This window comes from Streptomyces sp. NPDC048434 (assembly GCF_043200375.1).
Taxonomy (GTDB): Bacteria; Actinomycetota; Actinomycetes; order Streptomycetales; family Streptomycetaceae; genus Streptomyces.
Window position 1 is genome coordinate 206,508 of the sequence record NZ_JBICXQ010000011.1, and the last position, 26,921, is coordinate 233,428.

General features: G+C 69.7%; 24 protein-coding genes, 1 rRNA gene and 1 pseudogene. 7 read left to right on the plus strand and 19 right to left on the minus strand.

Translation table 11 applies throughout. The features are described 5' to 3' along the window. Positions 1–69: 69 nt before the first annotated feature. The 4 genes from ACGFWI_RS15795 to lysS form a co-directional block, all read right to left on the minus strand. The gene (locus ACGFWI_RS15795) at positions 70–2,100 is read right to left on the minus strand and encodes a hypothetical protein (RefSeq protein WP_393906503.1); all 2,031 of its coding nucleotides are present in this window, start codon (positions 2,098–2,100) and stop codon (positions 70–72) included. 59 nt (positions 2,101–2,159) lie between these two features. Beyond that, positions 2,160–3,326, minus strand: a complete 1,167-nt coding sequence (locus ACGFWI_RS15800) for an acetyl-CoA carboxylase biotin carboxylase subunit family protein (RefSeq protein ID WP_393906504.1) — start codon at positions 3,324–3,326, stop codon at positions 2,160–2,162. Positions 3,327–3,726: 400 nt separating this feature from the next. After that, on the minus strand, positions 3,727–3,942 hold the full coding sequence (locus tag ACGFWI_RS15805) for a hypothetical protein (protein WP_393906505.1): 216 nt from the start codon (positions 3,940–3,942) through the stop codon (positions 3,727–3,729). A 124-nt stretch (positions 3,943–4,066) separates the two neighbouring features. Further along, entirely contained in the window at positions 4,067–5,791 is a 1,725-nt protein-coding gene (lysS, locus tag ACGFWI_RS15810; RefSeq protein WP_393906506.1) for a lysine--tRNA ligase, read from the minus strand. A gap of 175 nt (positions 5,792–5,966) precedes the next feature. Here lysS and argS point away from each other — a divergent pair, with 175 nt between their 5' ends. Together argS and bla are read left to right on the plus strand one after the other, a co-directional pair. Then, the gene (gene argS / locus ACGFWI_RS15815) at positions 5,967–7,742 is read left to right on the plus strand and encodes an arginine--tRNA ligase (protein ID WP_393906507.1); all 1,776 of its coding nucleotides are present in this window, start codon (positions 5,967–5,969) and stop codon (positions 7,740–7,742) included. 118 nt (positions 7,743–7,860) lie between these two features. Beyond that, on the plus strand, positions 7,861–8,799 hold the full coding sequence (bla, locus tag ACGFWI_RS15820; protein WP_393906508.1) for a class A beta-lactamase: 939 nt from the start codon (positions 7,861–7,863) through the stop codon (positions 8,797–8,799). 57 nt (positions 8,800–8,856) lie between these two features. Here the strand turns inward: bla and ACGFWI_RS15825 are convergent, their stop codons facing one another. Together ACGFWI_RS15825 and hemB are read right to left on the minus strand one after the other, a co-directional pair. Continuing rightward, the gene (locus ACGFWI_RS15825) at positions 8,857–9,042 is read right to left on the minus strand and encodes a CsbD family protein (protein WP_393906509.1); all 186 of its coding nucleotides are present in this window, start codon (positions 9,040–9,042) and stop codon (positions 8,857–8,859) included. A 151-nt stretch (positions 9,043–9,193) separates the two neighbouring features. Next, on the minus strand, positions 9,194–10,183 hold the full coding sequence (hemB, locus tag ACGFWI_RS15830) for a porphobilinogen synthase (RefSeq protein WP_393906510.1): 990 nt from the start codon (positions 10,181–10,183) through the stop codon (positions 9,194–9,196). Between the two features lie 93 nt (positions 10,184–10,276). On the opposite strand from hemB, the pseudogene ACGFWI_RS15835 reads away from it, so the two are divergent. Further along, positions 10,277–10,372 (plus strand): annotated as a pseudogene (locus tag ACGFWI_RS15835) (DUF397 domain-containing protein); the annotation flags it as partial. A 52-nt stretch (positions 10,373–10,424) separates the two neighbouring features. Here ACGFWI_RS15835 and ACGFWI_RS15840 read toward each other — a convergent pair. The 4 genes from ACGFWI_RS15840 to ACGFWI_RS15855 are packed head-to-tail and all read right to left on the minus strand — an operon-like array spanning position 10,425 to position 15,191. Beyond that, positions 10,425–12,083: a uroporphyrinogen-III synthase gene (locus ACGFWI_RS15840; protein WP_393906511.1), complete on the minus strand. Its 1,659-nt coding sequence runs from the start codon at positions 12,081–12,083 to the stop codon at positions 10,425–10,427. Next, complete coding sequence (gene hemC / locus ACGFWI_RS15845) at positions 12,080–13,057, minus strand: hydroxymethylbilane synthase (protein ID WP_393906512.1); 978 nt, start codon at positions 13,055–13,057, stop codon at positions 12,080–12,082. Before hemC ends, ACGFWI_RS15840 begins: the two co-directional genes overlap by 4 nt. After that, a complete protein-coding gene (locus ACGFWI_RS15850) occupies positions 13,054–14,421 on the minus strand; it encodes a glutamyl-tRNA reductase (RefSeq protein WP_393906513.1) in 1,368 nt (455 codons plus the stop codon). Before ACGFWI_RS15850 ends, hemC begins: the two co-directional genes overlap by 4 nt. Then, positions 14,418–15,191 carry a redox-sensing transcriptional repressor Rex gene (locus ACGFWI_RS15855; RefSeq protein WP_393906514.1) on the minus strand — a complete coding sequence of 258 codons (774 nt, stop codon included), beginning with the start codon at positions 15,189–15,191 and terminating at the stop codon, positions 14,418–14,420. Before ACGFWI_RS15855 ends, ACGFWI_RS15850 begins: the two co-directional genes overlap by 4 nt. Before the next feature lie 393 nt (positions 15,192–15,584). On the opposite strand from ACGFWI_RS15855, the gene ACGFWI_RS15860 reads away from it, so the two are divergent. From ACGFWI_RS15860 to ACGFWI_RS15875, 4 genes are all read left to right on the plus strand, one after another. Further along, positions 15,585–15,863: a glutaredoxin family protein gene (locus ACGFWI_RS15860; RefSeq protein WP_086720225.1), complete on the plus strand. Its 279-nt coding sequence runs from the start codon at positions 15,585–15,587 to the stop codon at positions 15,861–15,863. A 142-nt stretch (positions 15,864–16,005) separates the two neighbouring features. After that, positions 16,006–16,989: an HAD family hydrolase gene (locus tag ACGFWI_RS15865; RefSeq protein WP_393906515.1), complete on the plus strand. Its 984-nt coding sequence runs from the start codon at positions 16,006–16,008 to the stop codon at positions 16,987–16,989. Positions 16,990–17,319: 330 nt separating this feature from the next. Continuing rightward, positions 17,320–18,105 carry an ECF subfamily RNA polymerase sigma factor, BldN family gene (locus ACGFWI_RS15870; RefSeq protein WP_393906516.1) on the plus strand — a complete coding sequence of 262 codons (786 nt, stop codon included), beginning with the start codon at positions 17,320–17,322 and terminating at the stop codon, positions 18,103–18,105. A 279-nt stretch (positions 18,106–18,384) separates the two neighbouring features. Then, positions 18,385–19,599, plus strand: a complete 1,215-nt coding sequence (locus ACGFWI_RS15875; protein WP_393906517.1) for a DUF5667 domain-containing protein — start codon at positions 18,385–18,387, stop codon at positions 19,597–19,599. 43 nt (positions 19,600–19,642) lie between these two features. Here ACGFWI_RS15875 and ACGFWI_RS15880 read toward each other — a convergent pair whose 3' ends face one another. The 9 genes from ACGFWI_RS15880 to rrf form a co-directional block, all read right to left on the minus strand. Continuing rightward, entirely contained in the window at positions 19,643–20,638 is a 996-nt protein-coding gene (locus tag ACGFWI_RS15880; RefSeq protein ID WP_393906518.1) for a lysophospholipid acyltransferase family protein, read from the minus strand. A gap of 14 nt (positions 20,639–20,652) precedes the next feature. After that, complete coding sequence (locus ACGFWI_RS15885) at positions 20,653–21,702, minus strand: NAD-dependent epimerase/dehydratase family protein (RefSeq protein WP_393906532.1); 1,050 nt, start codon at positions 21,700–21,702, stop codon at positions 20,653–20,655. A 197-nt stretch (positions 21,703–21,899) separates the two neighbouring features. Then, positions 21,900–21,998, minus strand: coding sequence for a 30S ribosomal protein bS22 (locus ACGFWI_RS15890; protein WP_003948845.1), 99 nt, complete (start codon positions 21,996–21,998; stop codon positions 21,900–21,902). A gap of 119 nt (positions 21,999–22,117) precedes the next feature. Next, the gene (locus ACGFWI_RS15895) at positions 22,118–22,327 is read right to left on the minus strand and encodes a helix-turn-helix domain-containing protein (RefSeq protein ID WP_006604741.1); all 210 of its coding nucleotides are present in this window, start codon (positions 22,325–22,327) and stop codon (positions 22,118–22,120) included. A 128-nt stretch (positions 22,328–22,455) separates the two neighbouring features. Then, positions 22,456–23,271 carry a phosphatase gene (locus ACGFWI_RS15900; RefSeq protein ID WP_393906519.1) on the minus strand — a complete coding sequence of 272 codons (816 nt, stop codon included), beginning with the start codon at positions 23,269–23,271 and terminating at the stop codon, positions 22,456–22,458. 167 nt (positions 23,272–23,438) lie between these two features. Beyond that, a complete protein-coding gene (locus tag ACGFWI_RS15905) occupies positions 23,439–24,614 on the minus strand; it encodes an acetoin utilization protein AcuC (protein WP_393906520.1) in 1,176 nt (391 codons plus the stop codon). Next, complete coding sequence (locus tag ACGFWI_RS15910) at positions 24,583–25,821, minus strand: MFS transporter (RefSeq protein WP_393906521.1); 1,239 nt, start codon at positions 25,819–25,821, stop codon at positions 24,583–24,585. Before ACGFWI_RS15910 ends, ACGFWI_RS15905 begins: the two co-directional genes overlap by 32 nt. Before the next feature lie 84 nt (positions 25,822–25,905). Beyond that, positions 25,906–26,580, minus strand: a complete 675-nt coding sequence (locus tag ACGFWI_RS15915) for an HAD family hydrolase (protein WP_393906522.1) — start codon at positions 26,578–26,580, stop codon at positions 25,906–25,908. A gap of 76 nt (positions 26,581–26,656) precedes the next feature. Next, a 5S ribosomal RNA gene (gene rrf, locus ACGFWI_RS15920) occupies positions 26,657–26,773 on the minus strand. Between the last annotated feature and the right edge of the window lie 148 nt (positions 26,774–26,921).

Sequence of the window (26,921 nt, forward strand, 5' to 3'; positions counted from 1 at the left end):
GCCTCGACGCCTGGCACGCGCTCCGCGGCCTTGTCGGGCTCTTCAGGATCTACCTCTGGAGTACCGGGCTCACAGGCTCGTGGGCCTCTCGACGGCTTGCAGCGTCCCCGCGGGGAGCCGGTCGTTGCCCCAGCTGCGCTCGATGTAGCCGATGATCCGCGCGACGTCCTCGGCGGGCACCCGCTCCGGTTCGCCGTGTTCGAGCGGGTCGGTGTGGAAGATGTAGAGCCGCGAGGCGAACTGGTCGAACGGCAGTGAGGCCTCGCCGAACCGCTCGCCGTTGCCCGCGGTGGAGACGACGACGCCGTCACCCCAGTCCTGGCCGCTGTCGTTGTTCGGGTTGAAGAAATACACCCGCATGACGTCCTGTGGGTCCGGCGCGGCCCGCAGGATCGTGATCGCGTGCCAGCCGACGTAGCGGCCCGCGCTGTCGGTGACGGCGACGCCGGCCGGCTGTGGATGGATCAGCGGCTGCTCGCCGTTGTACGACGGGTGGTAGCTGGCGTGGAACTGCCGCAGGAACTCGTCCAGGTCGATCAGGTTTCCGGTCGCGACGTCGACGTTGATGTGGAACCCACGGGCCGCCCACCAGCCGTGGAACTCGGGGTTGACCCACCGGTGCGGGTCCCCTGGCCGCGCGGCGCAGCGCCGCCCCATCTCGGCGTAGATCCGGTCCAAGTGGGGCACCACGAGCAGCGACACGGGGTCCAGGTCCATCGGCAGCGTGCTCGCGACTCCGGTCGCGCTGTCCTTCGACGAGATCGGCTGACCCTCGAAGTGCATGAGGATCTCGTCGTCGCGGGCCGCACAGACCACTACTTGCAGCAGGTAGTCCGGGTCGTTGTAGGCCCACATCGACAGCGCGCGGGCCGACTGGCAGGTGGGATTGTCGCCCTGACCGACGCCGAGCGGCTGGCCCAGCATCGAGAGCACCCCCGCGACCAGCCGCGCCTGCGGCCCCGGCACCTCGCCGAAAACCGTCGTCAACCGCTCCCGCGCGACCGGGGCGAGCTCAAGCGCCAACTGGCGCCACAGCGCGGGCACCACCGGCGGCTCGTAAAGAATGCCGCGGTCGAGCAGCAGCGCCAGCCCGTAGATGCTTTGCGCGGTCTGCGGGTGCACGGCCACCTCGATCAGCCGGTGCACCAGTTGGCTGTAGCGCAGGAGGCAGTTCCGGCCGGTGTCGGACAGCCCGAGCGCCTCACCGACGAGGTAGTCGCTCTCGCGCAGGAGGAACCGGAGCAGTTCCGCGTGGTACGGCGACACCAGGCCGGTGTCGTGCATCGCCCGCGCGAACCCCGTCGCCTCGTACTGCAGGCCGCCGGCGTCCATCGCCTCGAGCCGGGAGCGGAAGATGTCGATGCCCGGGTCCTCCCGGCACGCCTCGGTGGTCCCGAACAGGCTCGTGATGAGCCGGTCGATGCCCTGCCCTGACGACACGCCGAGATCGACGTCCGGGTCGTTGCGGTAGATCTCGATCCGGGTGATCAGGGACTGCACCGCCTCGACCTGGATCGGACGCTGGCGCAGGATCCGCCAGATCTCGTCGACCAGGTTGTCCAGGACGCTGTCGTAACCGATCTCGTCGGCGAGGTGGCGGAACAGGTCCCGGATGAGCTGTGCGGTCCGGCCCTGCTGGGTCCGCTCCGCCTCACTGGGCGGGGTGAACAGCAGCTCCAGGTTCGTTCCCAGTACCTGGGACAGGAACTGGCGGGCGTCCTCGGCGGGCAACGTCGGGTGCGCGAAGTCGCCGCGGGCGACGGCGAGCATCCGCAGCTCGCTGGTCGCCTCCATGACGACGGTGTCCGTGTCTGCGCTGTGCAGGGTCCCGCTGACCAGCGCCGGGACAAGGATCTCCGGTGACGCCCAGTCCGTCCCCTGGAAAAGCCCGGCCTCCTCAATTGCCTGCGCCCTGGCCTGGACCGCCGCGGCGCCGCCCGGCTGCACGAGCACCCGCCGCAAGGCTTCCAGGACCCGCCGCAGCTTCGTGTGCTTGCCGAAGTCGCGGGTTTCGGCCATGGCCTGGATGGCGTCGTCGAGTGAGGTCACGCGCTTGTCCAGCGTCGTGGCCGCACCGCTGACGTCGACGGTCGGTTTCAAAGGCTTTCCCTCGGGTTGGTCTCCTGCGTCCACGGGTCGTCAGAGCGTCCACGGGGTCGTCAGACGTAGAAGTCGAGCTCTTCCTGCTTCTTCAACAGGTCGCGCATCCGGTAAGGGTCATCACCGAAGAAGTACACCAGGCCCCAGTGGGTGCCGAACGCGGTCCTCTTGGTGACAGTCTCCTCGAGCGGCGTCGAGAGGTCGTGCGACTCGTAGTAGTCGTCGTCCTCGGTCTCCTCCGGGATCTCCAGGTCGCTGACGACGCGGCGGCGCGGGTAGACACCGAAGCAGCCGGCGACCCCGGACGCGTCGACGACCTCGCGCGGGAAGAAGGCGTCGATCTCCTCCTCGGTCGTCTTCGGGTCGAAGGCCAGCACCAGCGCTTGGTAGGCGCTGAACCCGTATGCCCGCTCCAGCAGCTCGAACACCTTGAAGCCCGGCGGCCGGTAGGCGACCTCGCCGAAGTACATCTCGCCGTCACTGGTGACGAAATACTCCGGGTGCACAAAGCCGAACTCGATGTCGAACGTCTTGATGAGCTTCTCGATCTGCGCCGTGATCTGCGGGCGGTACTGCTCCAGTTGCGGAGTTGCCGGCACGAACACCGAATATCCCAGCGTGACGTATTCGGAGATATTGAGGAACTTGATCTTCCCGTTGTGTACCCACGCCTCGACCGCGAACTCCCAGCCATCGAGGTGGGATTCCATGAGAACCGGGAACTCCTCCTCCGGAATCATGTCGACCTCGTCCGGGGTGCGGATGACGCGGTGCCCGAGGCATCCTGCCTTGTCGAACGCCTTGAGATGGATGGGGTCGTTCGGGTCGCCGTCCAGCTTGAGCAGGGTCTGATTGACGCGCTTGAGGAAGCGGATCACGTCGTCCCGGTCGTGGGCTTCCTCGAATATTCCGACCCGGATGCCGCCGAGTTGCGCGCGGCGCTTCATCAGCGCCTTGTCCCGCAGCAGCATGGCCTGACCGTACAAACGCGGGTTGTCCAGCAGAACGGAGTTGATCGCCCCCGCCCATTCAACCGTTTCCTCGAACAGCGGGATCGCGACGTCGACACCCTCGCTCTGAAGAGTCTCGGCGATCTCCAGGGAACGGTCGTTGAGCCGTTCGAAATTCCACGGCACGTAGGGGATGTCATGGTCGACGCAGTACTCCTCGGCCCACTCCGGCGCCACGACGACATATCGCCGATCGAACCGGTCGAGGGCTTCCACTGCATTGAGGCTCCAACCAAGAAGCGCTACATAGCCTTTGTCCGGATTCTTGGTGGCCGGTTCGCCTTGTGTCATAGACGGTTTCTCCTTCGACGCGTGCGCTCATCGACGGCGTGGCTGGCACGACCGTGCCCGGCGATCTGCCTCGCAAGCACCGCATGCCCGCGCGCAAGCACCTCATTCCTGCACGCAGCGACGGAGACGGCATGTGCGCGCGGGTACGCCTCCCGCTCGGAGTGACGGGGGAAACGGGACAGGCGGGAGCCGGCCCGGCCCGCTGACTCCTTGACCACGGAGTTGACTTGACCACGGGGTTGACTTGACCACGGAGCATCCGGCGATTCATGGCGACATATCACCCGACCGTGATCCACCACCCGAGATCAGGTAAAGACAACTCCTAGAGCGCCCCGGCGTCCGCCTGCCTCTGCTTGCGCTTCCGGTCCGTGTCTCCCCATACGGCCAGCGCCGCACCGGCCGCGAAGAGGCCTGCGTAGGCGGCCGACGGCAGGTCGAACCAGTGGGGCAGCAGCCCCCAGGCGTGGTCGAAGAAGACCTGCCCGATGAATCCCATGACGCCCTGGATCATGATGATGAATCCCAAGAATCCCCTCATGGCTCCAGCGTGAAGGGCCCGGCCCCGGGAGTCTTCGTCCCCGGGGCCGAGCCCTTCTCATCCCTCGGTCGGAGACCCCGCCGGGGTGTCTACGACTCCACGGCAAGGGCGCTCCGACGGCCCGTCATCCGCCGAGCAGCTTGCGCACCCGGTCGGCGCCGACGGCCAGCAGCAGGGTGGGCAGCCGCGGCCCGGTGTCCCGGCCGACCAGCAGCCGGTAGAGCAGGGCGAAGAAGGCACGCTGCGCGGCCTTCAGCTCCGGGGTCGGCTTGGCGTCCGGCTCCAGGCCCGCCTGGATCTTCGGGACGCCGTAGACCAGGGTGGTCAGACCGTCCAGCGACCAGTGCTCGTCGAGGCCGTCGAGCAGCAGCCGCAGCGAACCGCGGGACTGCTCGTCGAGGGTGCCGAGCAGCTCTTCGTCGGGCTCGTCGCGGACGATGGTGCGCTGCTCCGCCGGGACCTGGGTGTTGATCCAGTACTCCGCCTTGCCGAGCCGCGGCCGGGTCTCGTCCAGCGAGGTGACCGGATTCTCCGGGTCCAGTTCGCCGAGGATCCGGAGCGTCTGCTCGTCATGGCCCGCGGTGATGTCCGCGACCGAGGCGAGCGTGCGGTACGGCAGCGGGCGCGGCGTCCGGGGCAGCTCGCCGGCGGCGGTACGGGCCGCGCGGGCGTACGCGGCGGCGTCGGCCGGCAGCGCACTGCCGGCCGCGACCTTGGCCTCCAGCTTGTCCCACTCGTCGTAGAGCCGCTGGATCTCCTGGTCGAAGGCGATCTTGAAGGACTGGTTGGGCTTGCGGCGGGCGTACAGCCAGCGCAGCAGCGGCGCCTCCATGATCTTCAGTGCGTCGCCCGGGGTCGGCACCCCGCCGCGCGACGACGACATCTTGGCCATGCCGCTGATGCCGACGAAGGCGTACATGGGGCCGATGGGCTGGTCGCCGTCGAAGATCTGGCGAACGATCTGGCCGCCGACGACGAAGGACGAGCCCGGCGAGGAGTGGTCGACACCGGACGGCTCGAAGATCACGCCCTCGTAGGCCCACCGCATCGGCCAGTCGACCTTCCAGACCAGCTTGCCGCGGTTGAACTCGCTCAGCCGTACCGTTTCGCCGAAGCCGCACTCCGTGCAGGTGTAGGCCAGCTCGGTGCTCTCGTCGTCGTACGAGGTGACCGTGGTCAGGTCCTTCTCGCACTGCCCGCAGTAGGGCTTGTACGGGAAGTAGCCCGCCGAGCCGCCGCTGCCGTCGTCCTCGGCTGCCGCGCCCGAGCCCTCGGCGGCCTCCAGCTCGGCCTCGTCGACCGGCTTCTGCGACTTCTTGGCCGGCGCCTTCTTCGTGCGGTACTGGCCGAGGATCGCGTCGATGTCCGCGCGGTGCCTCATCGCGTGCAGGATCTGCTCGCGGTAGACGCCGGAGGTGTACTGCTCGGTCTGGCTGATGCCGTCGTACTCGACGCCCATTTCGGCGAGCGCCTCGGCCATGGCGGCCTTGAAGTGCTCCGCCCAGTTCGGGTACGCCGAACCGGCCGGGGCCGGCACCGCGGTCAGCGGCTTGCCGATGTGCTCGGCCCAGGAGCCGTCGACGCCCTGCACATCGTTCGGGACCTTGCGGTAGCGGTCGTAGTCGTCCCAGGAGATGAGGTGGCGGACCTCGTGGCCGCGGCGGCGGATCTCGTCGGCGACCAGGTGCGGGGTCATGACCTCACGGAGGTTGCCGAGGTGGATCGGGCCGGACGGGCTCAGGCCCGAGGCGCAGACGATGGGTTTGCCGGGGGCGCGGCGCTCCGCCTCGGCAATGACCTCGTCCGCAAACCTGGAGACCCAGTCGGTCTCGGTGCTCTGCTGAGCCACGATCGGCCCTTCCTCTTCCTGATGCTTCCTGATTGCGCCGTCTTGCGCGTGCGACGCACAAATGCCTGACGGTGCCCATTGTCCCAGACGAAAAATCAGTGGTAGTGCCGTGGGATACTCCTTGGCAAACCCTTTCCACTCCGACGACACCTCCCTCTGGAAGAGAGCTCTTTCCATGGCCTCGGTCACTTCCCTCGCAGCTTCGGTCCACCAGCGCGTCGCGGACGCCCTCTCGGCAGCCCTGCCGGAGGCCGGCGCCGCTGACCCGCTGCTGCGCCGAAGCGACCGGGCCGACTTCCAGGCCAACGGCATGCTGGCGCTGGCCAAGAAGCTCAAGGGCAATCCGCGGGAGCTGGCCACCCAGGTCGTCGCCGGTATCCCGACCGGTGGGAGCGGCGCGGTGATCAAGGAGATCGAGGTCTCGGGCCCCGGCTTCCTCAACATCACCATCGCCGACGAGGCGATCATCAAGACCCTCGCCGAGCGCGCCGCCGACGACCGCCTGGGCGTGCCGTACGCCGACGGTGCCGGGACGACCGTCATCGACTACGCCCAGCCGAATGTGGCGAAGGAGATGCACGTCGGCCATCTGCGGTCGGCGGTGATCGGCGCGGCGATGGTCGAGATCCTGGAGTTCACCGGCGAAAAGGTGATCCGCAGGCATCACATCGGCGACTGGGGCACCCAGTTCGGCATGCTCATCCAGTACCTCATCGAGCACCCGCACGAGCTGGACCACAAGAGCGGCGAGGTCTCCGGCGAGGAGGCCATGTCGAACCTCAACCGGCTCTACAAGGCCTCGCGTGCGCTCTTCGACTCCGACGAGGAGTTCAAGGAGCGGGCCCGGCGCCGGGTCGTCGAGCTCCAGGCCGGGGACGAGGAGACGCTCGCCCTGTGGCGGCGGTTCGTGGACGAGTCGAAGATCTACTTCTACTCGGTCTTCAACAAGCTGGACATGGACGTCCAGGACCCCGATGTCGTCGGCGAGTCCGGCTACAACGACATGCTGGAGGAGACCTGCCGGCTGCTGGAGGACTCCGGTGTGGCGGTGCGCTCCGAGGGCGCCCTCTGCGTGTTCTTCGACGACGTCAAGGGCCCGGACGGCAACCCCGTCCCGCTGATCGTCAAGAAGACCAACGGCGGCTACGGCTACGCCGCCACCGACCTCTCGGCGATCCGCGACCGGGTGCAGAACCTGGGCGCCGACACCCTCCTCTACGTCGTCGACGCCCGGCAGTCCCTGCACTTCAAGATGGTCTTCGAGACCGCCCGCCGGGCCGGCTGGCTGAACGACAAGACGCACGCCGTCCAGCTGGCCTTCGGCACGGTCCTGGGCAAGGACGGCAAGCCGTTCAAGACCCGTGAGGGCGAGACGGTGCGGCTGGTGGACCTGCTGGACGAGGCGATCGACCGGGCGACTGCGGTGGTGCGGGAGAAGGGCGAGCCGATCGGCCTGACCGAGGAGGAGATCACCGGCAACGGCGCGCAGGTCGGCATCGGCGCGGTGAAGTACGCGGACCTGTCGACCTCGGCCAGCCGGGACTACAAGTTCGACCTGGACCAGATGGTGTCGCTGAACGGCGACACCTCGGTGTACCTCCAGTACGCCTACGCCCGTATCCGGTCGATCTTCCGCAAGGCCGGTGACGCGGCCCCCGCGGCGCACCCGGAGCTGCCGCTGGCCCCGGCGGAGCGGGCGCTGGGCCTGCACCTCGACCAGTTCGGCGAGACCCTCGCCGAGGCCGCCGCTTCGTACGAGCCGCACAAGCTCGCCGGGTACCTCTACGGCCTCGCCTCGCTGTTCACGACCTTCTACGACCAGTGCCCGGTCCTGAAGGCTGAGGGCGGCCCGGACCAGGTCGCGGGCCGGCTGTTCCTCTGCGACCTGACCGCCCGCACCCTCCACCAGGGCATGGCGCTCCTCGGCATCCGTACGCCCGAGCGCCTCTGACCCGGTCGCGCCGTCCGGCCGTCCAGACGGCCTGCCGTCGCTTACGCTCCTGCCACAACGGCCCCGTACACCACAGGTGTTGTACGGGGCCGCTCAGGTCTCATGGGGAGGGGCAGCGATGCACCGAGCACCACACCGGAGCAATCACCGGGCCACACACACCGCCGGTTCGACCCGGCGCGCCGCGCTGGGCACCGGAGCCGGGCTGCTGGCGGCCGGATTACTGGCGTCCGCCACCACACCGGCCGCCGCACAGGCCGCCACCGGTGATCCGTACGCGGCGCTGCGCCGGCTGGAGCACGAACACCGGGCCCGGGTCGGCGCCTTCGCCCACAACACCGCCACCGGCGCGACGGTCGCCTACCGGGCGCACACCCGCGTCCCCCTCTGCTCGGTCTTCAAGACCCTCGCCGTCGCGGCGGTGCTCCGCGACCTCGACCGCAACGGGGAGACGCTGGCCCGCCGCATCCACTACACCGACGCCGACCTCGTCGAGAACTCGCCCGTCACCGAAAAGCACGTCGCCACCGGCATGACGATCGCCGAACTATGCGCCGCCGCCCTCCAGCGCAGCGACAACACCGCCGGCAACCTCCTGCTGCGCGAGCTCGGCGGCCCGACCGCCGTCACCGGCTTCGCCCGCTCCCTCGGCGACCGCACCACCCGCCTCGACCGCTGGGAGACGGAACTGAACTCGGCCGAGCCCTGGCGCAGGACGGACACCACCAGCCCCGCCGCCATCGGCCACACCTACACCCGGCTGCTCGTGGGTGACGCCCTCACGCCAACGGACCGGGGCCGGCTGACGGCATGGATGACGACCAACGAAACCAACACGGAACGCTTCCGCGCCGCCCTGCCCAAGGACTGGGCCATCGCCGACAAGACGGGCTCCGGCTCGTACGGCACCGGCAACGACGTGGGGGTGGCCTGGACCCCGGACGGCACCCCGATCGTGCTGGCCGTGCTCACGGGCAAGGCGGAGCAGGCCGCGGCCTACGACAATCCACTGATCGTCGACGTGACGAGGGTGCTCGCGCGGGCCGTGGCGGGCTGAGCGGCACGAGGTCCCGGCGCGGGGTTCAGCCGCGGGGTTCCGGTGCGGACGGCGCCGTCAGTGCTGCCAGGGCCTGCGTACCGCGTCCTTGATCTTCTCGCTCGCGTCCAGCCCGTGCCCGGCGGTCTTCTCGGCCTTCCCCTCGGCCTGCAGCTTGCGGTTGTGCGTGGCCCGGCCGACGACTTCCTTCATGGCGCCGATGGCCTGTGCGCCCTTGGCCTGCATCTTGCGCTTGGCAGTCATGGTTACCCGCTCCTCGGTCGGTCGGGGTCTTCCTTGACAATCGGTCCCGTGCCCGGCGTACGGCGGACAAAACGTGGTGCCCACGACAAAGCTCCCGACCCCGGAACCCGGGGACGGGAGCTTCGGCAACGGCACGGCCGGCCGGGGCGCCTCACAGCCCCTGCGCGACCTCCGTCGCCCAGTACGTCAGGATCATCTGGGCACCGGCCCGCTTGATGCCGGTCAGCGCCTCCAGGATCGCCTTGTCCCGGTCGATCCAGCCCTTCTCCGCGGCCGCCTCGATCATCGCGTACTCACCGGAGATCTGGTACGCGGCGACGGGCACATCCACCGTGTCCGCGACCTTCGCCAGCACGTCGAGGTACGGCAGCGCCGGCTTGACCATCACCATGTCGGCGCCCTCCTCCAGGTCGAGCGCCAGCTCGCGCATCGACTCACGGAGGTTGGCCGGGTCCTGCTGGTAGGTCTTGCGGTCACCCTTGAGCGACGAGCCGACGGCCTCCCGGAAGGGCCCGTAGAAGGCCGAGGAGTACTTCGCGGTGTAGGCGAGGACCGACACGTCCTCGTGCCCGGTCTGGTCGAGCGCGTCACGGACGACGCCGACCTGGCCGTCCATCATGCCGCTCGGGGCCACGACATGGACGCCCGCGTCAGCCTGGACCTGCGCCATCTCGGCGTAGCGCTCCAGCGTCGCGTCGTTGTCGACCCGCCCCTGGGCGTCCAGCACGCCGCAGTGACCATGATCGGTGTACTCGTCCAGGCACAGGTCCGACATGATGACGAGGTCGTCGCCGACCTCGGCCTTCACGTCTCGGATGGCGACCTGGAGGATCCCGTCCGGGTCGGTGCCCACCGTGCCGAGGCCGTCCTTCGTGGCGTCCTCGGGCACCCCGTACAGCATGATCCCGGCGACCCCGGCCTCGACCGCCTCGACGGCGGCCTTCCGCAGCGTGTCGCGGGTGTGCTGGACGACGCCCGGCATCGCGGAGATCGGCACCGGCTCGCCGATGCCCTCCCGTACGAACGCGGGAAGGATCAGGTCGGCGGGGTGCAGCCGGTGTTCGGCCACCATCCGCCGTATGGCGGGGGTGGTACGCAGCCGCCGGGGCCGCGCACCGGGGAAGCTTCCGTACTTCGTCATACCGCCACGCTACGCCCGCTTCGCCCCTGCCTTTGCCGACGTGTCGTCGGAGCGGACGGGTCCGCTCAGGCCGCCACGGGCGGGCTCACCGGACGCATCCGCGACTCCAAGAACCCTGACGGCCCCCGCCTCACCTTCGCCCCCACCACCTGGGCCGACTTCCTGCCGTACGCCACCGAACGGCAGTAACGCAGAAGGGCGCCCCGGGAAGAGGCGCCCTTCAAAGCGTACGTACCGCCGCTCAGCTACGAGCCCGTCTCCGCGAGCCGGGCCGCCGCTCGCTCGGCCGGGTGACCGGGTCCCCGGCCTCGATCGCGGCATCGCGGCGCGCCGCACCGAAGTCCGCGAGCGCTTCGGCCAGCTTGTGCACCGACGGCTCCGGCGACATGACGTCCACCCGCAGCCCGTGCTCCTCGGCCGTCTTGGCGGTGGCCGGGCCGATACAGGCGATGACCGTCACGTTGTGCGGCTTGCCCGCGATACCGACCAGGTTCCGCACGGTGCTCGACGACGTGAACAGCACGGCGTCGAAACCGCCGCCCTTGATCGCCTCACGGGTCTCGGCCGGCGGCGGCGAGGCGCGCACGGTCCGGTAGGCGGTGACGTCGTCGACCTCCCAGCCCAGCTCGATCAGCCCGGCGACCAGGGTCTCGGTGGCGATGTCGGCGCGCGGCAGGAAGACGCGGTCGATCGGGTCGAAGACCGCGTCGTAGGGCGGCCAGTCCTCCAGCAGACCGGCGGCCGACTGCTCCCCGCTCGGCACCAGGTCGGGCTTCACACCGAAGGCGATCAGCGCCTTGGCGGTCTGCTCACCGACCGCGGCGACCTTGATCCCGGCGAAGGCGCGGGCGTCCAGGCCGTACTCCTCGAACTTCTCCCGGACGGCCTTGACGGCGTTGACCGAGGTGAAGGCGATCCACTCGTAGCGGCCGGTGACCAGGCCCTTGACCGCGCGCTCCATCTGCTGCGGGGTGCGCGGCGGTTCGACGGCGATGGTCGGGACCTCGTGCGGCACCGCGCCGTACGAGACGAGCTGGTCGGAGAGCGAAGCGGCCTGCTCCTTCGTGCGCGGCACGAGCACCCGCCAGCCGAAGAGCGGCTTGGACTCGAACCACGAAAGACGGTCGCGCTGGGCCGCCGCACTGCGCTCACCGACCACGGCTATGACCGGCTGGCCCCCGTCCGGCGACGGCAGCACCTTGGCGGCCTTGAGCACCTGGGCGACCGACCCGAGGGTGGCGGTCCAGGTGCGCTGGCGCGTGGTGGTACCGGCGACGGTGACGGTCAGCGGGGTGTCGGGCTTGCGGCCCGCGGACACCAGCTCACCGGCGGCCGCGGCCACCGAGTCGAGGGTGGTCGAGACGACGGCGGTGGCGTCACTGGCACCCACCTCGGACCAGCAGCGCGCGTCGGCGCTGCGGGCGTCGATGAAGCGCACGTCGGTGCCCTCGGCGTCACGTAGCGGCACACCGGCGTACGCGGGCACGCCGACGGCCGCGGCGATGCCGGGCACCACCTCGAAGACGATCCCCTCGGCGGCGCACGCCAGCATCTCCTCGGCGACATCACCGTCGAGCCCGGGGTCCCCGGTGACGGCACGTACGACCCGCTTGCCCGCACGGGCGGCCGCCATGACAAGATTGGCGGTGTCCCGAAGGGTGGAAACGCCGTTGGGGGTGACGGGGATTGACGCCTCGTCAGCTGTTGCCTGCAGTGGTGTGTCCACTTGTGCGCGGGCATGCACGCGCACGACGTCCAGCACCTGCGGGTCGGCGATCAGTACGTCCGCGGAGGCCAGCGCCTCCACGGCACGCAGCGTCAGCAGACCCGGGTCTCCCGGCCCGGCACCCAGGAAGGTGACCTGACCGGAGGCGGAGTGGTTTGGGACGGTGGGGTTCAAAGTGCTCGCTCCCCCATAAGACCGGCCGCACCCTTTGCGAGCATCTCGGCGGCGAGTTCACGACCCAGGTTCAGCGGGGTCGACACGTCGTCGGGAGAGGCGGGTACGTGCCCGGTGGTGGACAGTTGCACCAGCGTGCTGCCGTCGGTCGTGCCGACGACACCCCGCAGATGCAATTCGGTGACAGCCTGCTCGTCAACCTGCAGGTCGGCCAGTGCTCCGACGGGTGCGGAACAGCCGGCCTCCAGGGCGGCGAGCAGGGAACGCTCGGCGGTCACGGCGGCCCGGGTGTCCGGGTCGTCGAGCTCGGCAAGCAGGGCGATGAGGTCCACGTTGACCGCAGCGCACTCGATCGCCAGTGCCCCCTGGCCGGGGGCGGGCAAAATCACGTCGGGCGACAGCAGCTGCGTCGCCTCGTCGATCCGGCCGATCCGGGTGAGTCCGGCGGCGGCCAGTACGACCGCGTCCAGTTCCCCCTTCGCGACGAAGCCGATGCGGGTGTCGATGTTCCCGCGTATCGGCACGGTCTCCACACGCCGGCCCAGCGACCTGGCCCAGGCGTTGAGCTGCGCCATCCTCCTGGGGGACCCAGTCCCCACCCGGGCGCCGTCGGGCAGCTGCTCGAAGGTGAGCCCGTCCCTGGCGATCAGCGCGTCACGCGGGTCTTCCCGTACGGGGATCGCGGCCAGGGTGAGGGTCTCGGGCTGCGTGGTGGGCAGGTCCTTGAGGGAGTGGACGGCGAAGTCGATCTCCCCGGCGAGCAGCGCGTCACGCAGCGCGGAGACGAAGACGCCGGTGCCGCCGATCTGCGCGAGGTGCTCACGGGAGGTGTCGCCGTAAGTGGTGATCTCCACCAGCTCGACGGGACGGCCCGTCAGCTCGCTTACCACCTCGGCGACGCGTCCGGACTGGGCCATGGCGAGCTTGCTGCGCCGCGTGCCCAGCCGCAGTGCTCTCGTAGTGCTGTCGGTCATGCCCGCTCCCGTGCATCGTGCCTGTCGGCGCGCGTGTCGGCCCGGCTGACGGCGGCGACCGTCTGGGGGTCGAGGTCGAAGAGTTCCCGCAGGGCGTCCGCATACCCGGCGCCGCCGGGCTCGCTGGCGAGCTGCTTGACCCGGACGGTGGGCGCGTGCAGGAGTTTGTCGACGACGCGGCGCACCGTCTGGGTGATCTCGGCGCGCTCCTTGTCGTCCAGGTCGGGAAGGCGGCCGTCGAGCCGGGAGATCTCACCGGCGACGACATCCGCTGCCATGGTGCGCAGGGCGACCACGGTGGGGGTGATGTGCGCGGCCCGCTGGGCCGCGCCGAACGCGGCGACCTCGTCGGAGACGATGCCGCGCACCTTGTCCACGTCGGCCGCCATCGGCGCGTCCGCGGACGCGTCGGCCAGCGACTCGATGTCGACGAGATGCGCGCCCTCGACCCGGTGTGCCGCGGCATCTATGTCCCGCGGCATCGCGAGGTCGAGCAGCGCCAGCGGCGCCGCGTTCCCCTCGCGCGCGGCCGCGACCATCTCGCCGGCCAGGACCAGACCGGTCGCGCCGGTACAGGAGACCACGATGTCGGCGAGCGCCAGCTCGTCCGGGACGGAGGTCATGGCGGCCGCACGGGCGGTGAGCCGGTGCGTGGCGCCGGGTCCGCCCGGCTCGGTGAGGATCCGGACGAGCCGCTCGGCGCGCTCGACGGTGCGGTTGGCGACGGCCAGTTCGCCGACCCCGGCCCGTACGAGGGTGGTGGCGGCCAGCGACGACATCGATCCGGCACCGATGACCAGCGCCCGCTTGCCGCGCGCCCAGTCCGCGACGTCCTGGCCGGCCGCGAGCTGCTCCAGCCCGAAGGTGACCAGCGACTGGCCGGCCTTGTCGATGCCGGTCTCGCTGTGGGCGCGCTTGCCGACCCGCAGGGCCTGCTGGAACAGGTCGTTCAGCAGCCGCCCGGCGGTGTGCAGTTCCTGGGCGACGGCCAGCGCGTCCTTGATCTGCCCGAGGATCTGGCCCTCGCCGACGACCATCGAGTCCAGGCCGCAGGCCACCGAGAAGAGGTGGTGGACGGCGCGGTCCTCGTAGTGGACGTAGAGATAAGGGGTGAGCTCCTCCAGGCCGGCGCCGCTGTGGCGGGCCAGGAGGGTGGAGAGTTCGGCGACACCGGCGTGGAACTTGTCCACGTCGGCGTAGAGCTCGATGCGGTTGCAGGTGGAGAGCACCGCGGACTCGGTGACCGGTTCGGCCGACACCGCGTCCTGCAGCAGCTTGCCGCGCGCCTCCGGGGCGAGTGCGGCCCGCTCCAGCACGCTCACCGGCGCGCTGCGATGGCTCAGTCCGACGACCAGGAGGGTCATGCCGGCATCACGGCGGGCATGTCCCCGTCAGGTCCCTTACGATCGCCCGCCACGGCGGCAGCGGCGCGGGCGGCCGGAGCCGGGGCGTCGCCGTCGGGCCCGGCCTCCTCGCCCGCCTTGCGCTGCTCGTGGAAGGCGAGAATCTGCAGCTCTATCGACAGGTCGACCTTGCGCACGTCCACCCCGTCGGGGACGGTCAGCACGGTCGGCGCAAAGTTGAGGATCGAGGTGACACCGGCGGCGACCAGACGCTCACAAACCTGCTGGGCAGCCCCGGCCGGCGTGGCGATGACGCCGATCGAGACGCCGTTGCTCTCGATGATGTGCTCCAGCTCGTCGGTGTGCTGGACACCGATGCCCGCGACGGGCTTGCCGGCCATGGCCGGGTCGGCGTCGATCAGCGCGGCGACGCGGAAGCCACGCGAGGCGAAGCCGCCGTAGTTGGCGAGCGCGGCGCCGAGGTTACCGATACCGACGATGACAACCGGCCAATCCTGCGTCAGCCCCAGCTCGCGCGAGATCTGGTAGACGAGGTACTCCACGTCGTAGCCGACGCCGCGGGTTCCGTACGAGCCGAGGTAGGAGAAGTCCTTGCGCAGCTTGGCAGAGTTGACTCCGGCCGCGGCGGCGAGTTCCTCGGAGGACACCGTGGGGACCGAACGCTCGGAGAGCGCGGTCAGTGCACGCAGATACAGCGGGAGACGGGCGACGGTGGCCTCGGGAATGCCTCGGCTGCGGGTCGCCGGTCGGTGAGTTCGGCCAGTTGCCACGGTGCTCCTGCGGGTAGAGCGGGGCTGCGGGCGACCACATGGAACCCGACCGCCCTGTCTTCTGCAGGCTATGTCTTTGTGAACGCGTGCACAAAGATGGTGTCCGGTTTGTCCGCCCAAAGTGACCGGGGTCACGCGCCTATTACAGGCCTCCGCGGAACCAACTCCCACGTCACACCGTTCCCTCGCGCCGCCCGTGAAACACGGCAGCACCCACGGGAGCACGTGCCCTCACTCCTCATCGCCATACCCCCGGAAACCTACAAATCGCCCACCGATGGTAATCGACCCGGACCCCCGCGGGCGCGCCCCGAATCCGTGCCCGGCGGTGCGGGGCCCGGCCCGGCCCCCGCGACACGCCCTCCCGCCGACCCGACCCGGCACAATGGCTCCATGGCCCCCTTGTTCAGCCGCAGCCCCCGCAAGAACCCCGCCGACCGGATGGTCACCCTCGTCGGCAAGCCGGGCTGCCACCTCTGCGATGACGCCCAGGCCGTGATCGAGAAAGTGTGCGCGGAGACCGGCGCGTCCTGGGAGAAGAAAGACATCACCGAGGACGCCGAGCTGCACCGCAAGTACTGGGAGCAGATTCCGGTCATCCTCGTCGACGGCGCCCAGCACGACTTCTGGCGGGTCGACCCGAAGCGGCTGCGTACGGCTCTGGGCGCCTGAGCCGTACCCGCTCCGCCGGGCCGTGCGGAACGCTCTCGCGGACGCCGCCACGGATGGCCGTAACGCAACCGTCCACCGCCCCAGGCCTTCCTGACACGCGCCCGTAACCGGCTGCACCGAACAAACTGGCTACGCTAGCGCCATGGCACGCCCGTCGCCCGCTCATCGCCTCCGCTGGAGTCCCTCCGGGGCACTCTTCTCCCTGGGTTGGCTCACCCGCCGCAGACGACCCGCCACGGCCCGCAGTGTGCTGGCCGGCGAGGCCGCAGCCGAGGCCGCCCGGAAGTCCTCCCAGGAAGCGCCGCCCGCCGAAGAGACCGAGACCGCGGCGGAACCCGATTTCCCGGTCGTCGGAGACACGGCGGCCGCCGCCTTCTTCGACCTGGACAACACCGTCATGCAGGGCGCCGCCCTGTTCCACTTCGGCCGCGGCCTGTACAAGCGGCGCTTCTTCCACAAGCGCGATCTGGCCCGGTTCGCCTGGCAGCAGATCTACTTCCGGCTGGCCGGCTCGGAGAACCCCGAGCACATGGCGGACGTCCGCAACAGCGCGCTGTCCATCGTCCAGGGCCACCGCGTCGCCGAATTGATGTCCATCGGCGAGGAGATCTACGACGAGTACATGGCCGAGCGGGTCTGGCCCGGCACCCGCGCCCTGGCCCAGGCCCACCTCGACGCAGGTCAGAAGGTCTGGCTGGTGACCGCGGCCCCCGTCGAGACCGCGACGATCATCGCCCGCCGGCTCGGCCTGACCGGCGCGCTGGGCACCGTCGCCGAGTCCGTCGGCGGGGTCTACACGGGCAAACTGGTCGGCGAGCCGCTGCACGGCCCGGCGAAGGCCGAGGCGGTCCGCGCCCTGGCGTCCGCGGAGGGCCTGGACCTGTCGCACTGCGCCGCCTACAGCGACTCCGCCAACGACATCCCGATGCTCTCGCTCGTCGGGCACCCCTATGCGATCAACCCGGACAGCCGACTGCGCAAGCACGCCCGGGTGCAGGGATGGCGGCTGCGCGACTACCGGACCGGACGCAAAGCCGCCAAGATCGGTATCCCCGCGGCGGCCGGTGTGGGCGCCCTCGCAGGCGGTGCCGCAGCCGCGGTCGCACTGCAGCGCCGACGCCGCTGACCAGGCCTGATGCCCGTATGGGACGGCGGCCCATCCCCTCTTCCTACCCCCTCCGCCGTCCCCTCAGTCCCGTAGCCGCCGGGTAACCACAACACGCCCTCCAACCAGGCAGATTGCGTTTCCTTCCGATCAAAAGTTGCTCAGTATTCGATACTTGATCTGCCACCAACCCGGCACGGACCGTAAGTAATCGATGATTTGAGCAACTGGGTGTAGCGCTGCCTGTACGAAGCGTTATTCTCCTCAGACGCAATCCGGAACCCACACGTCCCTACGACGAGTGAACGGTCCCGCACTGCACGTGATGGAAGCTCTGCCTCTGGGAGTCCCGTGTACCCACACGTCGGGGTTGACGCCTCGGGCCTGGCTACGCTGCGTACGACACTCGTCGACCACCTGCGCAGTTTTGTCCCCACCGCGTACGCCGTCCCCGCATTCGCCTCAGCCGTCCCCGCCGCCGGACCCTGCTACGCCCTGGCCGACGGGAGTGCTGCGGTCGGCAAGGCCGCCGGCAGAACCCGCCGCTCCGGCTCCGGCACGACCACCGCCCGTCGTCCCGCCGACAGCGACAGCCGTCGCATGATGGACCTCGTCGAACGAGCCCAGGCGGGCGAGGCCGACGCCTTCGGCCGCCTCTACGACCAGTACGCCGACACGGTCTACCGCTACATCTACTACCGCGTGGGCGGCCGCGCCACGGCCGAGGACCTCACCAGTGAGACCTTTCTGCGGGCCCTGCGCCGCATCGGCACCTTCACCTGGCAGGGCCGTGACTTCGGCGCCTGGCTCGTGACCATCGCCCGCAACCTCGTCGCCGACCACTTCAAGTCCTCACGCTTCCGCCTGGAAGTCACCACGGGCGAAATGCTCGACGCCAACGAGGTCGAGCGCAGCCCCGAGGACTCGGTCCTCGAATCCCTCTCCAACGCCGCCCTGCTGGAGGCGGTACGCAAGCTCAACCCCCAACAGCAGGAGTGCGTCACGCTGCGCTTTCTGCAGGGCCTCTCGGTCGCCGAGACCGCCCGCGTCATGGGCAAGAACGAGGGCGCGATCAAGACCCTCCAGTACCGCGCCGTACGCACCCTGGCGCGGCTGCTCCCCGAAGACGCCCGCTGACCCGACCCCCCCTGTCCGCAGATGCCGATGACCAGTCCCATGCCGTATCTGCTCACTCTTGGTGACCCTCCATACCCGGTCGGTCAGATCATCGTGAGTGCGTAACCCGAGTGCCGCGCCGCTCGTTGTGCGGGATGCAGGCTCCATGCGGTCATGCCTTGCCCGCCGCCTCTCACTCGATCGAGTGGCTGCGGACAACGGCTTGCAACCGTCCGGTCCGTCTGGACAGTCAAAGCCAGTCCGGGGAGTCGAGCGGGATGACGAGAGGAGGTGCCGCCCGTGATCGCGAATGTCTCGGTGCACCGGCGGGCCAACGCCTTCGCCCAGGCCCTTGAGGAGCAGGTCCTCGAGGGCACGGCGGCCGAGGACCAGGTCGACAATCCGGCGCAAGCGCCGGGCGAAGCACGGCTGTTGGCGGCCGCCGACGGCCTCGGGAAACTCCCGAGGCCGGAGATGGCTGCCGAGGTCAAGACTGTCCAGCGCGCCCAGCTCATCGCCGCGATGGAGTCCGCCTTCGCCGAAGGCGCTCCGTCCGACGGTGCCAGGGTGCCCGAGCAGCGCGAACACAAGGGCGCGCACCGCGCCACGAAATCGATCGGCAGGCTGCGTCCGCGCTCCCGCCTCACCAAGGGACTGGCGGCGGGCGGGCTGACGGTCGGCGTCGCCGCCGGTGCGTTCACCGGCGTCGCCGCGGCCAGCTCCGACGCCCTTCCCGGCGACTCCCTCTACGGCCTCAAGCGCGGCATGGAGGATCTCAAGCTCGGCATGGCCGACGACGACTCGGACCGCGGGCAGCTCTATCTCGACCAGGCCGCCATCCGCATGCTGGAGGCGCGCCGCCTGATGGAGCGCGCCCGGGTCGCCGACCTCGACCATGAAGCGCTCGGCGAGGTCCGCAAGGCGCTCGCCGGCGTCACACACGACGCGGGTGAGGGCCACCGCCTGCTGCACCAGGCGTATGAGCGCGATGGCTCACTCGGCCCCATCCAGGCGCTGAACTCCTTCACCAAGTCCCACCGCCGCACCTGGTCGCAGTTGCGCGACAGGCTCCCGGTGCAGCTCATGGACGTCCGTGACCGGGTCAGCTCGGTCTTCGACGCCATAGACAAAGAGGTCGGTCCGCTCCGCCCGCTGCTGCCGCCCACCCCGGACGGCCGGGGCCACCACCGCAACACGCACGCCTCCGGGGGCACCGGCTCCGGCTCCGACGGGCGTCCGGCCCCGACGGGCAGCAAGTCCGCCTCCGGCAAACACGCCCGCGGCTCGCACGCCCCTCGCCCGTCGGCCTCGCCGTCCCAGGAGGACGGCCTGCTCGGCGGCAATACGGGCGGCCTGCTCGACCCGCCGTCCAAGGGCGGCAGCCCGTCCCCGCACGGCCGGGGCCACCACCACAGTGGCCGGGACACCGGCGGGCAGCCCGATGTCACCCTCCCACCGCTGATCCCGGGGCTGCTTCCCGGCCTGGGCATCGACGGGGAGGATCTTCCCAAGTAGCGAAGCGGTCCCTCCGGCGCTCGGTGTTCTTCTGGTCCTTCCCTCAGAAGAACACCGAGCGTCGCTGTACCAGCAGCTTGTAGAGGGTGTGCTGAATCGTTTCCCGTACCTGATCGGTCAGGTTGAACATCAGCATCGGATCGTCCGCCGCCTCCGGCGGATAGCCAGCCGTCGGGATCGGCTCACCGAACTGGATCGTCCACTTCGTCGGCAGCGGCACCGCCCCCAGCGGCCCCAGCCACGGGAAGGTCGGCGTGACCGGGAAGTACGGCAGCCCCAGCACCCGCGCCAGCGTCTTGGCGTTCCCGATCATCGGGTAGATCTCCTCCGCGCCCACGATCGAGCACGGCACGATCGGCGCCCCGGCCTTCAGCGCCGTCGAGACGAAGCCGCCGCGCCCGAACCGCTGCAGCTTGTAGCGGTCGGCGAAGGGCTTGCCGATGCCCTTGAAACCCTCCGGCATCACCCCGACGATCTCGCCGCGCTCCAGCAGCCGCTGGGCGTCCTCCGCACAGGCGAGGGTGTGCCCGGCCTTACGCGCCAGCTCGTTTATCACCGGCAGGACGAACACCAAATCGGCCGCCAGCAGCCGCAGATGACGCTGCGCCGGGTGGTTGTCGTGCACCCCGACCTGCAGCATCAGGCCGTCCAGCGGCAGCGTCCCGGAGTGGTTGGCGACGATCAGTGCCCCGCCGTCGGAGGGGATGTTCTCGACACCCTTCACCTCGACCCGGAAGTACTTCTCGTAGAAGGGCCGCAGCAGCGACATCAGGACCTGGTCGGTCAGTTCCTCGTCGTACCCGAAGTCGTCGACCTCGTAGTCGCCGGTGATCCGCCGGCGCAGAAAGGCCAGCCCGCCCGCGATCCGCTCGTCCAGGGACCGCCCGGGGCTCGTCCGCGGGGGCACCGCCGGCGGGTGCTCGGTCCGTGCCTCGGGTACGGGCGCCAGCGCCGTACCGCGCCCCGTGCGCCCGGCCCTCCTGGCCTTCCTGCGCGCCCGGGGCTCCTCGCCGAAGGGGATGACCTTGGCGTCCGCCATCGTGGGTGAACTCCTCACTGGGTCTGGCCGCCGCGTGCCGTCAGCACGCCGGCGAGCCGGTCGACGGTGCGGGCGACGGACTCGGGCGGCAGCAGCCCGGGTCCACGGCTGCGGGCGAATTCCGCGAAGGTCTCCGCCGTCGTGTACTTCGGATCGAACCCCAGTGTCTCGCGCATCTGCGTCGTTTCCACGACCCTGCCGTGCGTGAGCAGCCGGATCTGTTCCGGTGAGAAGTCCGTGATGCCGATGGACCGCAGCGCCGTACCGGCCCAGGTCACGGTCGGCAGGAGGAGCGGCAGGGTGGGCCGCCCCAGCCGCCGGGAGGTCTGCGACAGCAGCAGTACGCCGTCCCCGGCGATGTTGAAGGTGCCGCTGTTGAGCGTGCCGCGCCGCGGCGCGGCGGCGGCGATCCGCAGCACCTCGATGGCGTCGCCCTCATGGACGAACTGCAGCCGCGGGTCGTAGCCGAGGACGGTGGGCAGCACGGGCAGCGAGAAGTACTCGGCGAGCGGCGAATCCGCACACGGCCCGAGGATGTTGGCGAAGCGCAGCACGCACACCGCCACATCGGGCCGGCGCCGGGCGAAGCCTCGTACATACCCCTCGACCTCGACGACGTCCTTGGCGAAGCCGCCACTGGGCAGCGACTTCGGCGTGGTGGTCTCGGTGAAGACGGCGGGGTCCCGGGGCGCGGAGCCGTAGACGCTGGTGCTGGACTTGATGACCAGCCGCTGCACATTCGGGGCCTTCTGGCAGGCGCCGAGCAGCTGCATCGTCCCGATGACGTTGGTTTCCTTCACCGAGGTGCGGCCGCCGCGCTTGCCCAACGGCGTGCCGTTGATGTCCATATGGATGACCGTGTCGACGCCCGTCTCGCCCAGGACCCTGGCAATGGCCGGATGCCGGATATCGGCCTTGAGGAATTCGGCGCCGCCCAGATGATGTTCCGGCGCCACGGCATCGACCCCGATCACCCGGTCGACGTCGGGATCGCGCTGGATACGGCGGACGAACCGGCCGCCCAGCTGCCGTGCGACTCCCGTGACGAGCACGACCTTGCCCAAGATCAGCCCTTCCTTCCCGCCGCGACCGCCGTGGCCGAGCTGTCCGGGCCACGCTATCGGGTAGGTGTTGCGCTGTGATGACCACAGGATGCCCGTGGCCACATTTCCGTCCGGCCACCGTCCATACGGCCCACAACGCGCCGCAGCCCCCGATCGCACAGGGCGATGGGGGGCTGCGAAATCGCGATCAGCGTCGCTTACTTCTTGTTACGACGCTGAACACGGGTGCGCTTGAGCAGCTTGCGGTGCTTCTTCTTAGCCATCCGCTTGCGCCGCTTCTTGATAACAGAGCCCACGACTACCCTCGCTTACTTCGAATCACTCGGTGCGGGGCGTCCGAGCCCACACTACCTACATCGGGCCAGCCTACCCGGCCACGGGCGAACGGCGTAATCCGAGGGTCGGCGAAGAACTGTCAGGCCGATTCCACCCCCACAAAGGACTCACGGAGGTAGTCGTGAACCGCTTGCTCCGGAACCCGGAAAGACCTCCCCACGCGAATCGCGGGCAGATGACCGCTGTGCACCAAGCGGTACACGGTCATCTTCGATACTCGCATCACCGTGGCGACCTCCGCCACTGTCAGGAACACGACCTCGTTCAGAGGCCTCTGGTCTGCAGCCATGCCACACCTGCACCTTCCGCATAAGACGGACACCGGCTTCCCCTCCGGTGACTCTTCGTCGCTATGCGCTCACTCCCCAGATTAGGGGCGGGTGATGCGAGTGGGGAAGAGGAGCAGCGAACAGCCCACTATCGGGACAGACATGCTCGATTAAGGACATAGCGCGCCAGCGGCTGATAGTTCGCGGCCGGCACCGCATCGTCGAGCGGCACCGCCACCGACACCCGCCCCTCCGCCTGACCGACGAACAGCGCCGGGTCGTCCGAGTCCGCCAGCCCGATCGCCTCGATGCCCAGCTGACCTGCCCCGCAGACCCAGCCATGGTCCCCGATCACCAGCCCCGGCAGCGGCCCGGCGGAGCCCCCCACGGCCGCCAGAGCGGTGCGTACCGGGAGCGGCGAATGGGTGTGCACGCCCCCCGTCCCGGGCGCGCCCCGCACGCCGGTTTCTCGCATCAGCGCGACTCCCCGTACGTAGTCGAGTGTGCAGGTACGTACCCCGAACCGGGTCGCTATGTCGACACGGTCGCCATACGCCGGGGTGAGAACGGGGCAGCCCGCCGACGAGAGAGCGTCTGCGAGGGCGGCGTAGAACTCCACCAGCCGGTGCGGATGGCCGGTGCCGATCAGCACCGGCGCCCGGCGGCCGGCCGCCTCACCGACCCGTTCGGCGAACCGGTCCAGCGCCGCGATGGTGCGGTCCGGATCGATCACATCCAGGCCGGAAGTATGTGCGGGATCGGCCGAAACCCCGCACTCCTGCCCCATCAGTCGCAGTACTTCACCGACCGGCCACTCCCCTTCGGGATCCAGCCCCAGCAGCGCCCGGGGATCGCGCGCCGCGAAGAGCCGGTAACGCGCCAGACTCTTCTCCCGCGTGGTCGCGATCGTCCCCGCGAGCCGCGTCTCGATCAGGTGCGCCCGCAGCGCCCCAGTGCCCAACACGCGTCCCATACTGTCCGGTTGGTCGGCCTACGGTTGCCCTGACCGCCGGGTAGTCACACCTTCGGGGCACGGCGCCGGATACGGCCGTACGGGGACGGCGCTACGGAGGCACGGCGCCCCTCGCCCCCTGGAGCCCGTAACAGCGTTACAGAGGCCGCTGCGGGGCCCTACGGCAGCAGCCCATGCGCCGGGAACACCGCCCGGCGGGTGGCCAGCACCGCCTGGTCCAGCCGGTCGGCCGGGTCATAGCCGTCGTCGACGAAGTCCCGCCACTGCGGCGTACGGCCGTCCGTCATCCGCAGCGGCGCCAACTGCCGCGTCCTGCGGAACACTTCGTGCCGCCACGCCTCCGGCACCATGGAGCTCGGGTCGATCGGCCGGCCCGCCGCGATCGCGACCAGATGCGTCCAGCTGCGCGGCACCACGTCCACCACCGCATAGCCGCCTCCGCCGAGCGCGACCCAGCGGCCGTCCGCGTGCTGATGCGCCAGGTCATGACAGGCCTCCGCCACCGCACGCTGAGCGTCCAGGCTCACCGCAAGGTGCGCCAGCGGATCCTCGAAGTGGGTGTCAGCGCCGTGCTGCGTCACGATCACCTGCGGCCGGAAGGCCCCCAGCAGCTCCGGCACCACCGCATGAAAGGCCCGCAGCCAGCCCTCGTCCCCGGTCCCGGCCGGCAGCGCCACATTCGCCGCGGTGCCCTCCGCACCCTCGCCGCCCGTCTCCTCCGGCCAGCCGGTCTGCGGAAAGAGCGTCCGCGGATGCTCGTGCAGCGAGATCGTCAGTACCCGCGGGTCCTCCCAGAACGCCGCCTGCACCCCGTCGCCGTGGTGGACGTCCACATCGACGTACGCGACCCGCTCGGCGCCCAGCTCCAGCAGCCGGGCGACCGCCAGCGACGCGTCGTTGTAGATACAGAATCCGGCTGCCCCGCCCGGCATCGCATGGTGCAGCCCGCCGGCGAAGTTCACCGCATGCGCCGCATCGCCGCGCCAGACAGCCTCCGCCGCGCCCACCGACTGCCCGGCGATCAGCGCGGACGCCTCATGCATCCCCACGAACGCCGGATCGTCCGCCGTTCCCAGCCCGTACGACAGATCCGCGGCAGCGGGGTCCGCCGAGGCTCTGCGGACCGCGCCGATGTAGTCCTCGCGATGCACCAGCCGCAGGGTGGAGTCCCCGGCCGGCTTGGCCGCGACCACCTCCAGCGGCCCGCGATCCAGCTCGTACGCCTCCACCAAACGCATGGTCAGCGCGAGCCGGACCGGGTCCATCGGATGCCCGGACCCGAAGTCGTAGCCCGTTACTGCCTCATCCCACATCAGCTGTGCGCGGCCGCTCATGCCCGTCACCGTATCGGGCCTCCGGCGCCCCGAACGATCGGGCATACACCAGCGTCACCAGCACCAGGGCCATCGGTACGAGCATCGCCCCCCGATAGCTCCAGGCATCACCGAGCGCACCGACCAGCGGGGAGCCGATCAAAAAGCCCACATAGTTGAAAATGTTCAGCCGTGCGACGGCCATGTCCGACGCACCGGCACCGTGGTGTTCAAAGGCGTACCGCCCCGCCGCCGCGAACGTCTGGGGCACGATCACACACAGCCCGAGCCCCAGCAGCGTGAACCCCGCCATTCCGGCCCAGGCCCCAGGCGCCGCCGCCACCACCGCGAACCCGCCCGCCGCGACCACCGTCCCGGTCCGCACCACCGCGACCGCCCCGAAGCGCCGCACGCCCAGATCGCCGACCGCCCGCCCGAGCAGCGTGGTGACCATGTAGACGTTGTACGGGACGGTGGCGAGCTGCTCCGAGCTCCCCAGGACGTCCTGCAGATACTTGGCGCTCCAATTGGAGACGGTCGAGTCCCCGATATACGCAAACGCCATCACCAGACACAGCGGCAACAACAGCCGCATCGCGAGGGGCGCAACGGCCGCCGCTGGCCCCTCTTCGCCCCCCACCGGGTCCCGATGGTCCCGGTCCACGAACCATCGCCCCGCGATCAGCGCCAGCGGCACCAGGACCGCCACCACCGGCCCGTACAGCAGCACCAGCGACAGCTTCCAGTGCGCGCCCGCCCAGGCCAGCGAGGCACCCACGATGCCGCCCAGGCTGTACGCCGCATGGAACCCGAGCATGATGCTCCGCCCGTACGCCCGCTGCAGACGCACCCCGAGCATGTTCATCGAGGCATCCAGGGCCCCCACCGACAGCCCGAAGACCGCCAGCGCCACCGCGACCTGCACCATCGACCCGACCGACCCGACCGCCAGCAGCGCCAGACACACCACGGGCTGCACGCACCGCAGGACCCGGCTGGGCCGTACCCGCTTCACCAGCTGCTCGGTACCGACACTGCCGACCCCCGCGAGGAGGGGCACCGCCGCGAGGAAGGCCGGCAACAGCCCGTCCGAAATCCCGTAGCGCTCCTGGATCGCGGGTATTCGGGTCACGAGGAGGGCGAAGACCGCCCCTTGGACGAAGAAGCTGAGGGCGAGCGACACCCGGCCGTGCCGTAGCTGCGCTCCTGGTACCCGAGGGGCCGTCATGGCCGCTCAGCCTAGGACTCCCCGCTACCGCTGGGTAGATGGATCTCTCCGCCAATTCCGACCTATGTCCGACCGGCGACACCTCTACTGCAACAGCGCCGGCAGCTCCGCCATATGGACGAACAGCGCGGTGGCCCCGGCCTCCGTCAGCTTCGCCGCCGACGTCATCGCCGTGAAGCCGTAGACGTCCATCCCCGCGGCGGCCGCGGCCCGCACCCCCAGCGGACTGTCCTCGACCACCGCACACCGCTCCGGTGCCACACCCATCTCCCGCGCCGCATGCAGAAAGAGATCCGGCGCCGGCTTCCCCCGCCCCACGTCCTGCGAGGAGAAGATGCGCTCAGCGGCACCGTCACCGGTCCGCCCCCCGGCAAAGCGCTCGATCAGTCCGGTCTTCGTCAACGCCACCCGGATCCGCTCATGGCTCCCCGACGACCCGACGCAATACGGCACCCCGTCGGCGGCCAGCTTCTCCAGCACCTCGACCACACCCGCTACGGGCTCCAACCGCCTGCGGAATTCCTCGAAGACCCGCGTGTGAAAGGTCTCGTCGAACCCGGCCGGTAGCAGCTTCCCCGACCGCTGCAGCACCAGCTCGTGAATACGGTGCATCGCGCCGCCCATGTAGTCGCGCAGCGACTCTTCATAGGTAGTCGGATGCCCCAGCTCGGTGAGGTACGCGGCAAGGATCCGATTGGAGATCGGTTCGCTGTCCACCAGGACGCCATCATTATCGAAAATGACCAAGTCGTAGCGCATACTCATGAGCGTACCGAGCGGCCCGAAACGCAGAAAAGCCCCGCACCATAAGGTGCGGGGCTTTCCCACAATGATTGTTCGGCGGCGTCCTACTCTCCCACAGGGTCCCCCCTGCAGTACCATCGGCGCTGAAAGGCTTAGCTTCCGGGTTCGAAATGTAACCGGGCGTTTCCCTAACGCAATGACCACCGAAACACTATGAAGTTGACCAACCCGGCAATGACACAGGTCGTTACTTCAGAACCTACACAGTGGACGCGAGCAACTGAGGACAAGCCCTCGGCCTATTAGTACCAGTCAACTCCACCCGTTACCAGGCTTCCATATCTGGCCTATCAACC

Excerpts from the sequence above, each read along its gene's own strand:
- ACGFWI_RS15805 (WP_393906505.1), bottom strand. The coding sequence starts at position 3,942 with ATGAGGGGATTCTTGGGATTCATCATCATGATCCAGGGCGTCATGGGA.
- ACGFWI_RS15880 (WP_393906518.1), bottom strand. The coding sequence starts at position 20,638 with ATGGCGGACGCCAAGGTCATCCCCTTCGGCGAGGAGCCCCGGGCGCGC.
- ACGFWI_RS15865 (WP_393906515.1), top strand. The coding sequence starts at position 16,006 with ATGGCACGCCCGTCGCCCGCTCATCGCCTCCGCTGGAGTCCCTCCGGG.
- bla (WP_393906508.1), top strand. The coding sequence starts at position 7,861 with ATGCACCGAGCACCACACCGGAGCAATCACCGGGCCACACACACCGCC.
- ACGFWI_RS15905 (WP_393906520.1), bottom strand. The coding sequence starts at position 24,614 with ATGAGCGGCCGCGCACAGCTGATGTGGGATGAGGCAGTAACGGGCTAC.
- ACGFWI_RS15825 (WP_393906509.1), bottom strand. The coding sequence starts at position 9,042 with ATGACTGCCAAGCGCAAGATGCAGGCCAAGGGCGCACAGGCCATCGGC.
- argS (WP_393906507.1), top strand. The coding sequence starts at position 5,967 with ATGGCCTCGGTCACTTCCCTCGCAGCTTCGGTCCACCAGCGCGTCGCG.
- ACGFWI_RS15910 (WP_393906521.1), bottom strand. The coding sequence starts at position 25,821 with ATGACGGCCCCTCGGGTACCAGGAGCGCAGCTACGGCACGGCCGGGTG.
- hemC (WP_393906512.1), bottom strand. The coding sequence starts at position 13,057 with ATGACCGACAGCACTACGAGAGCACTGCGGCTGGGCACGCGGCGCAGC.
- ACGFWI_RS15860 (WP_086720225.1), top strand. The coding sequence starts at position 15,585 with ATGGCCCCCTTGTTCAGCCGCAGCCCCCGCAAGAACCCCGCCGACCGG.
- ACGFWI_RS15850 (WP_393906513.1), bottom strand. The coding sequence starts at position 14,421 with ATGACCCTCCTGGTCGTCGGACTGAGCCATCGCAGCGCGCCGGTGAGC.
- ACGFWI_RS15915 (WP_393906522.1), bottom strand. The coding sequence starts at position 26,580 with ATGCGCTACGACTTGGTCATTTTCGATAATGATGGCGTCCTGGTGGAC.
- hemB (WP_393906510.1), bottom strand. The coding sequence starts at position 10,183 with ATGACGAAGTACGGAAGCTTCCCCGGTGCGCGGCCCCGGCGGCTGCGT.
- ACGFWI_RS15895 (WP_006604741.1), bottom strand. The coding sequence starts at position 22,327 with ATGGCTGCAGACCAGAGGCCTCTGAACGAGGTCGTGTTCCTGACAGTG.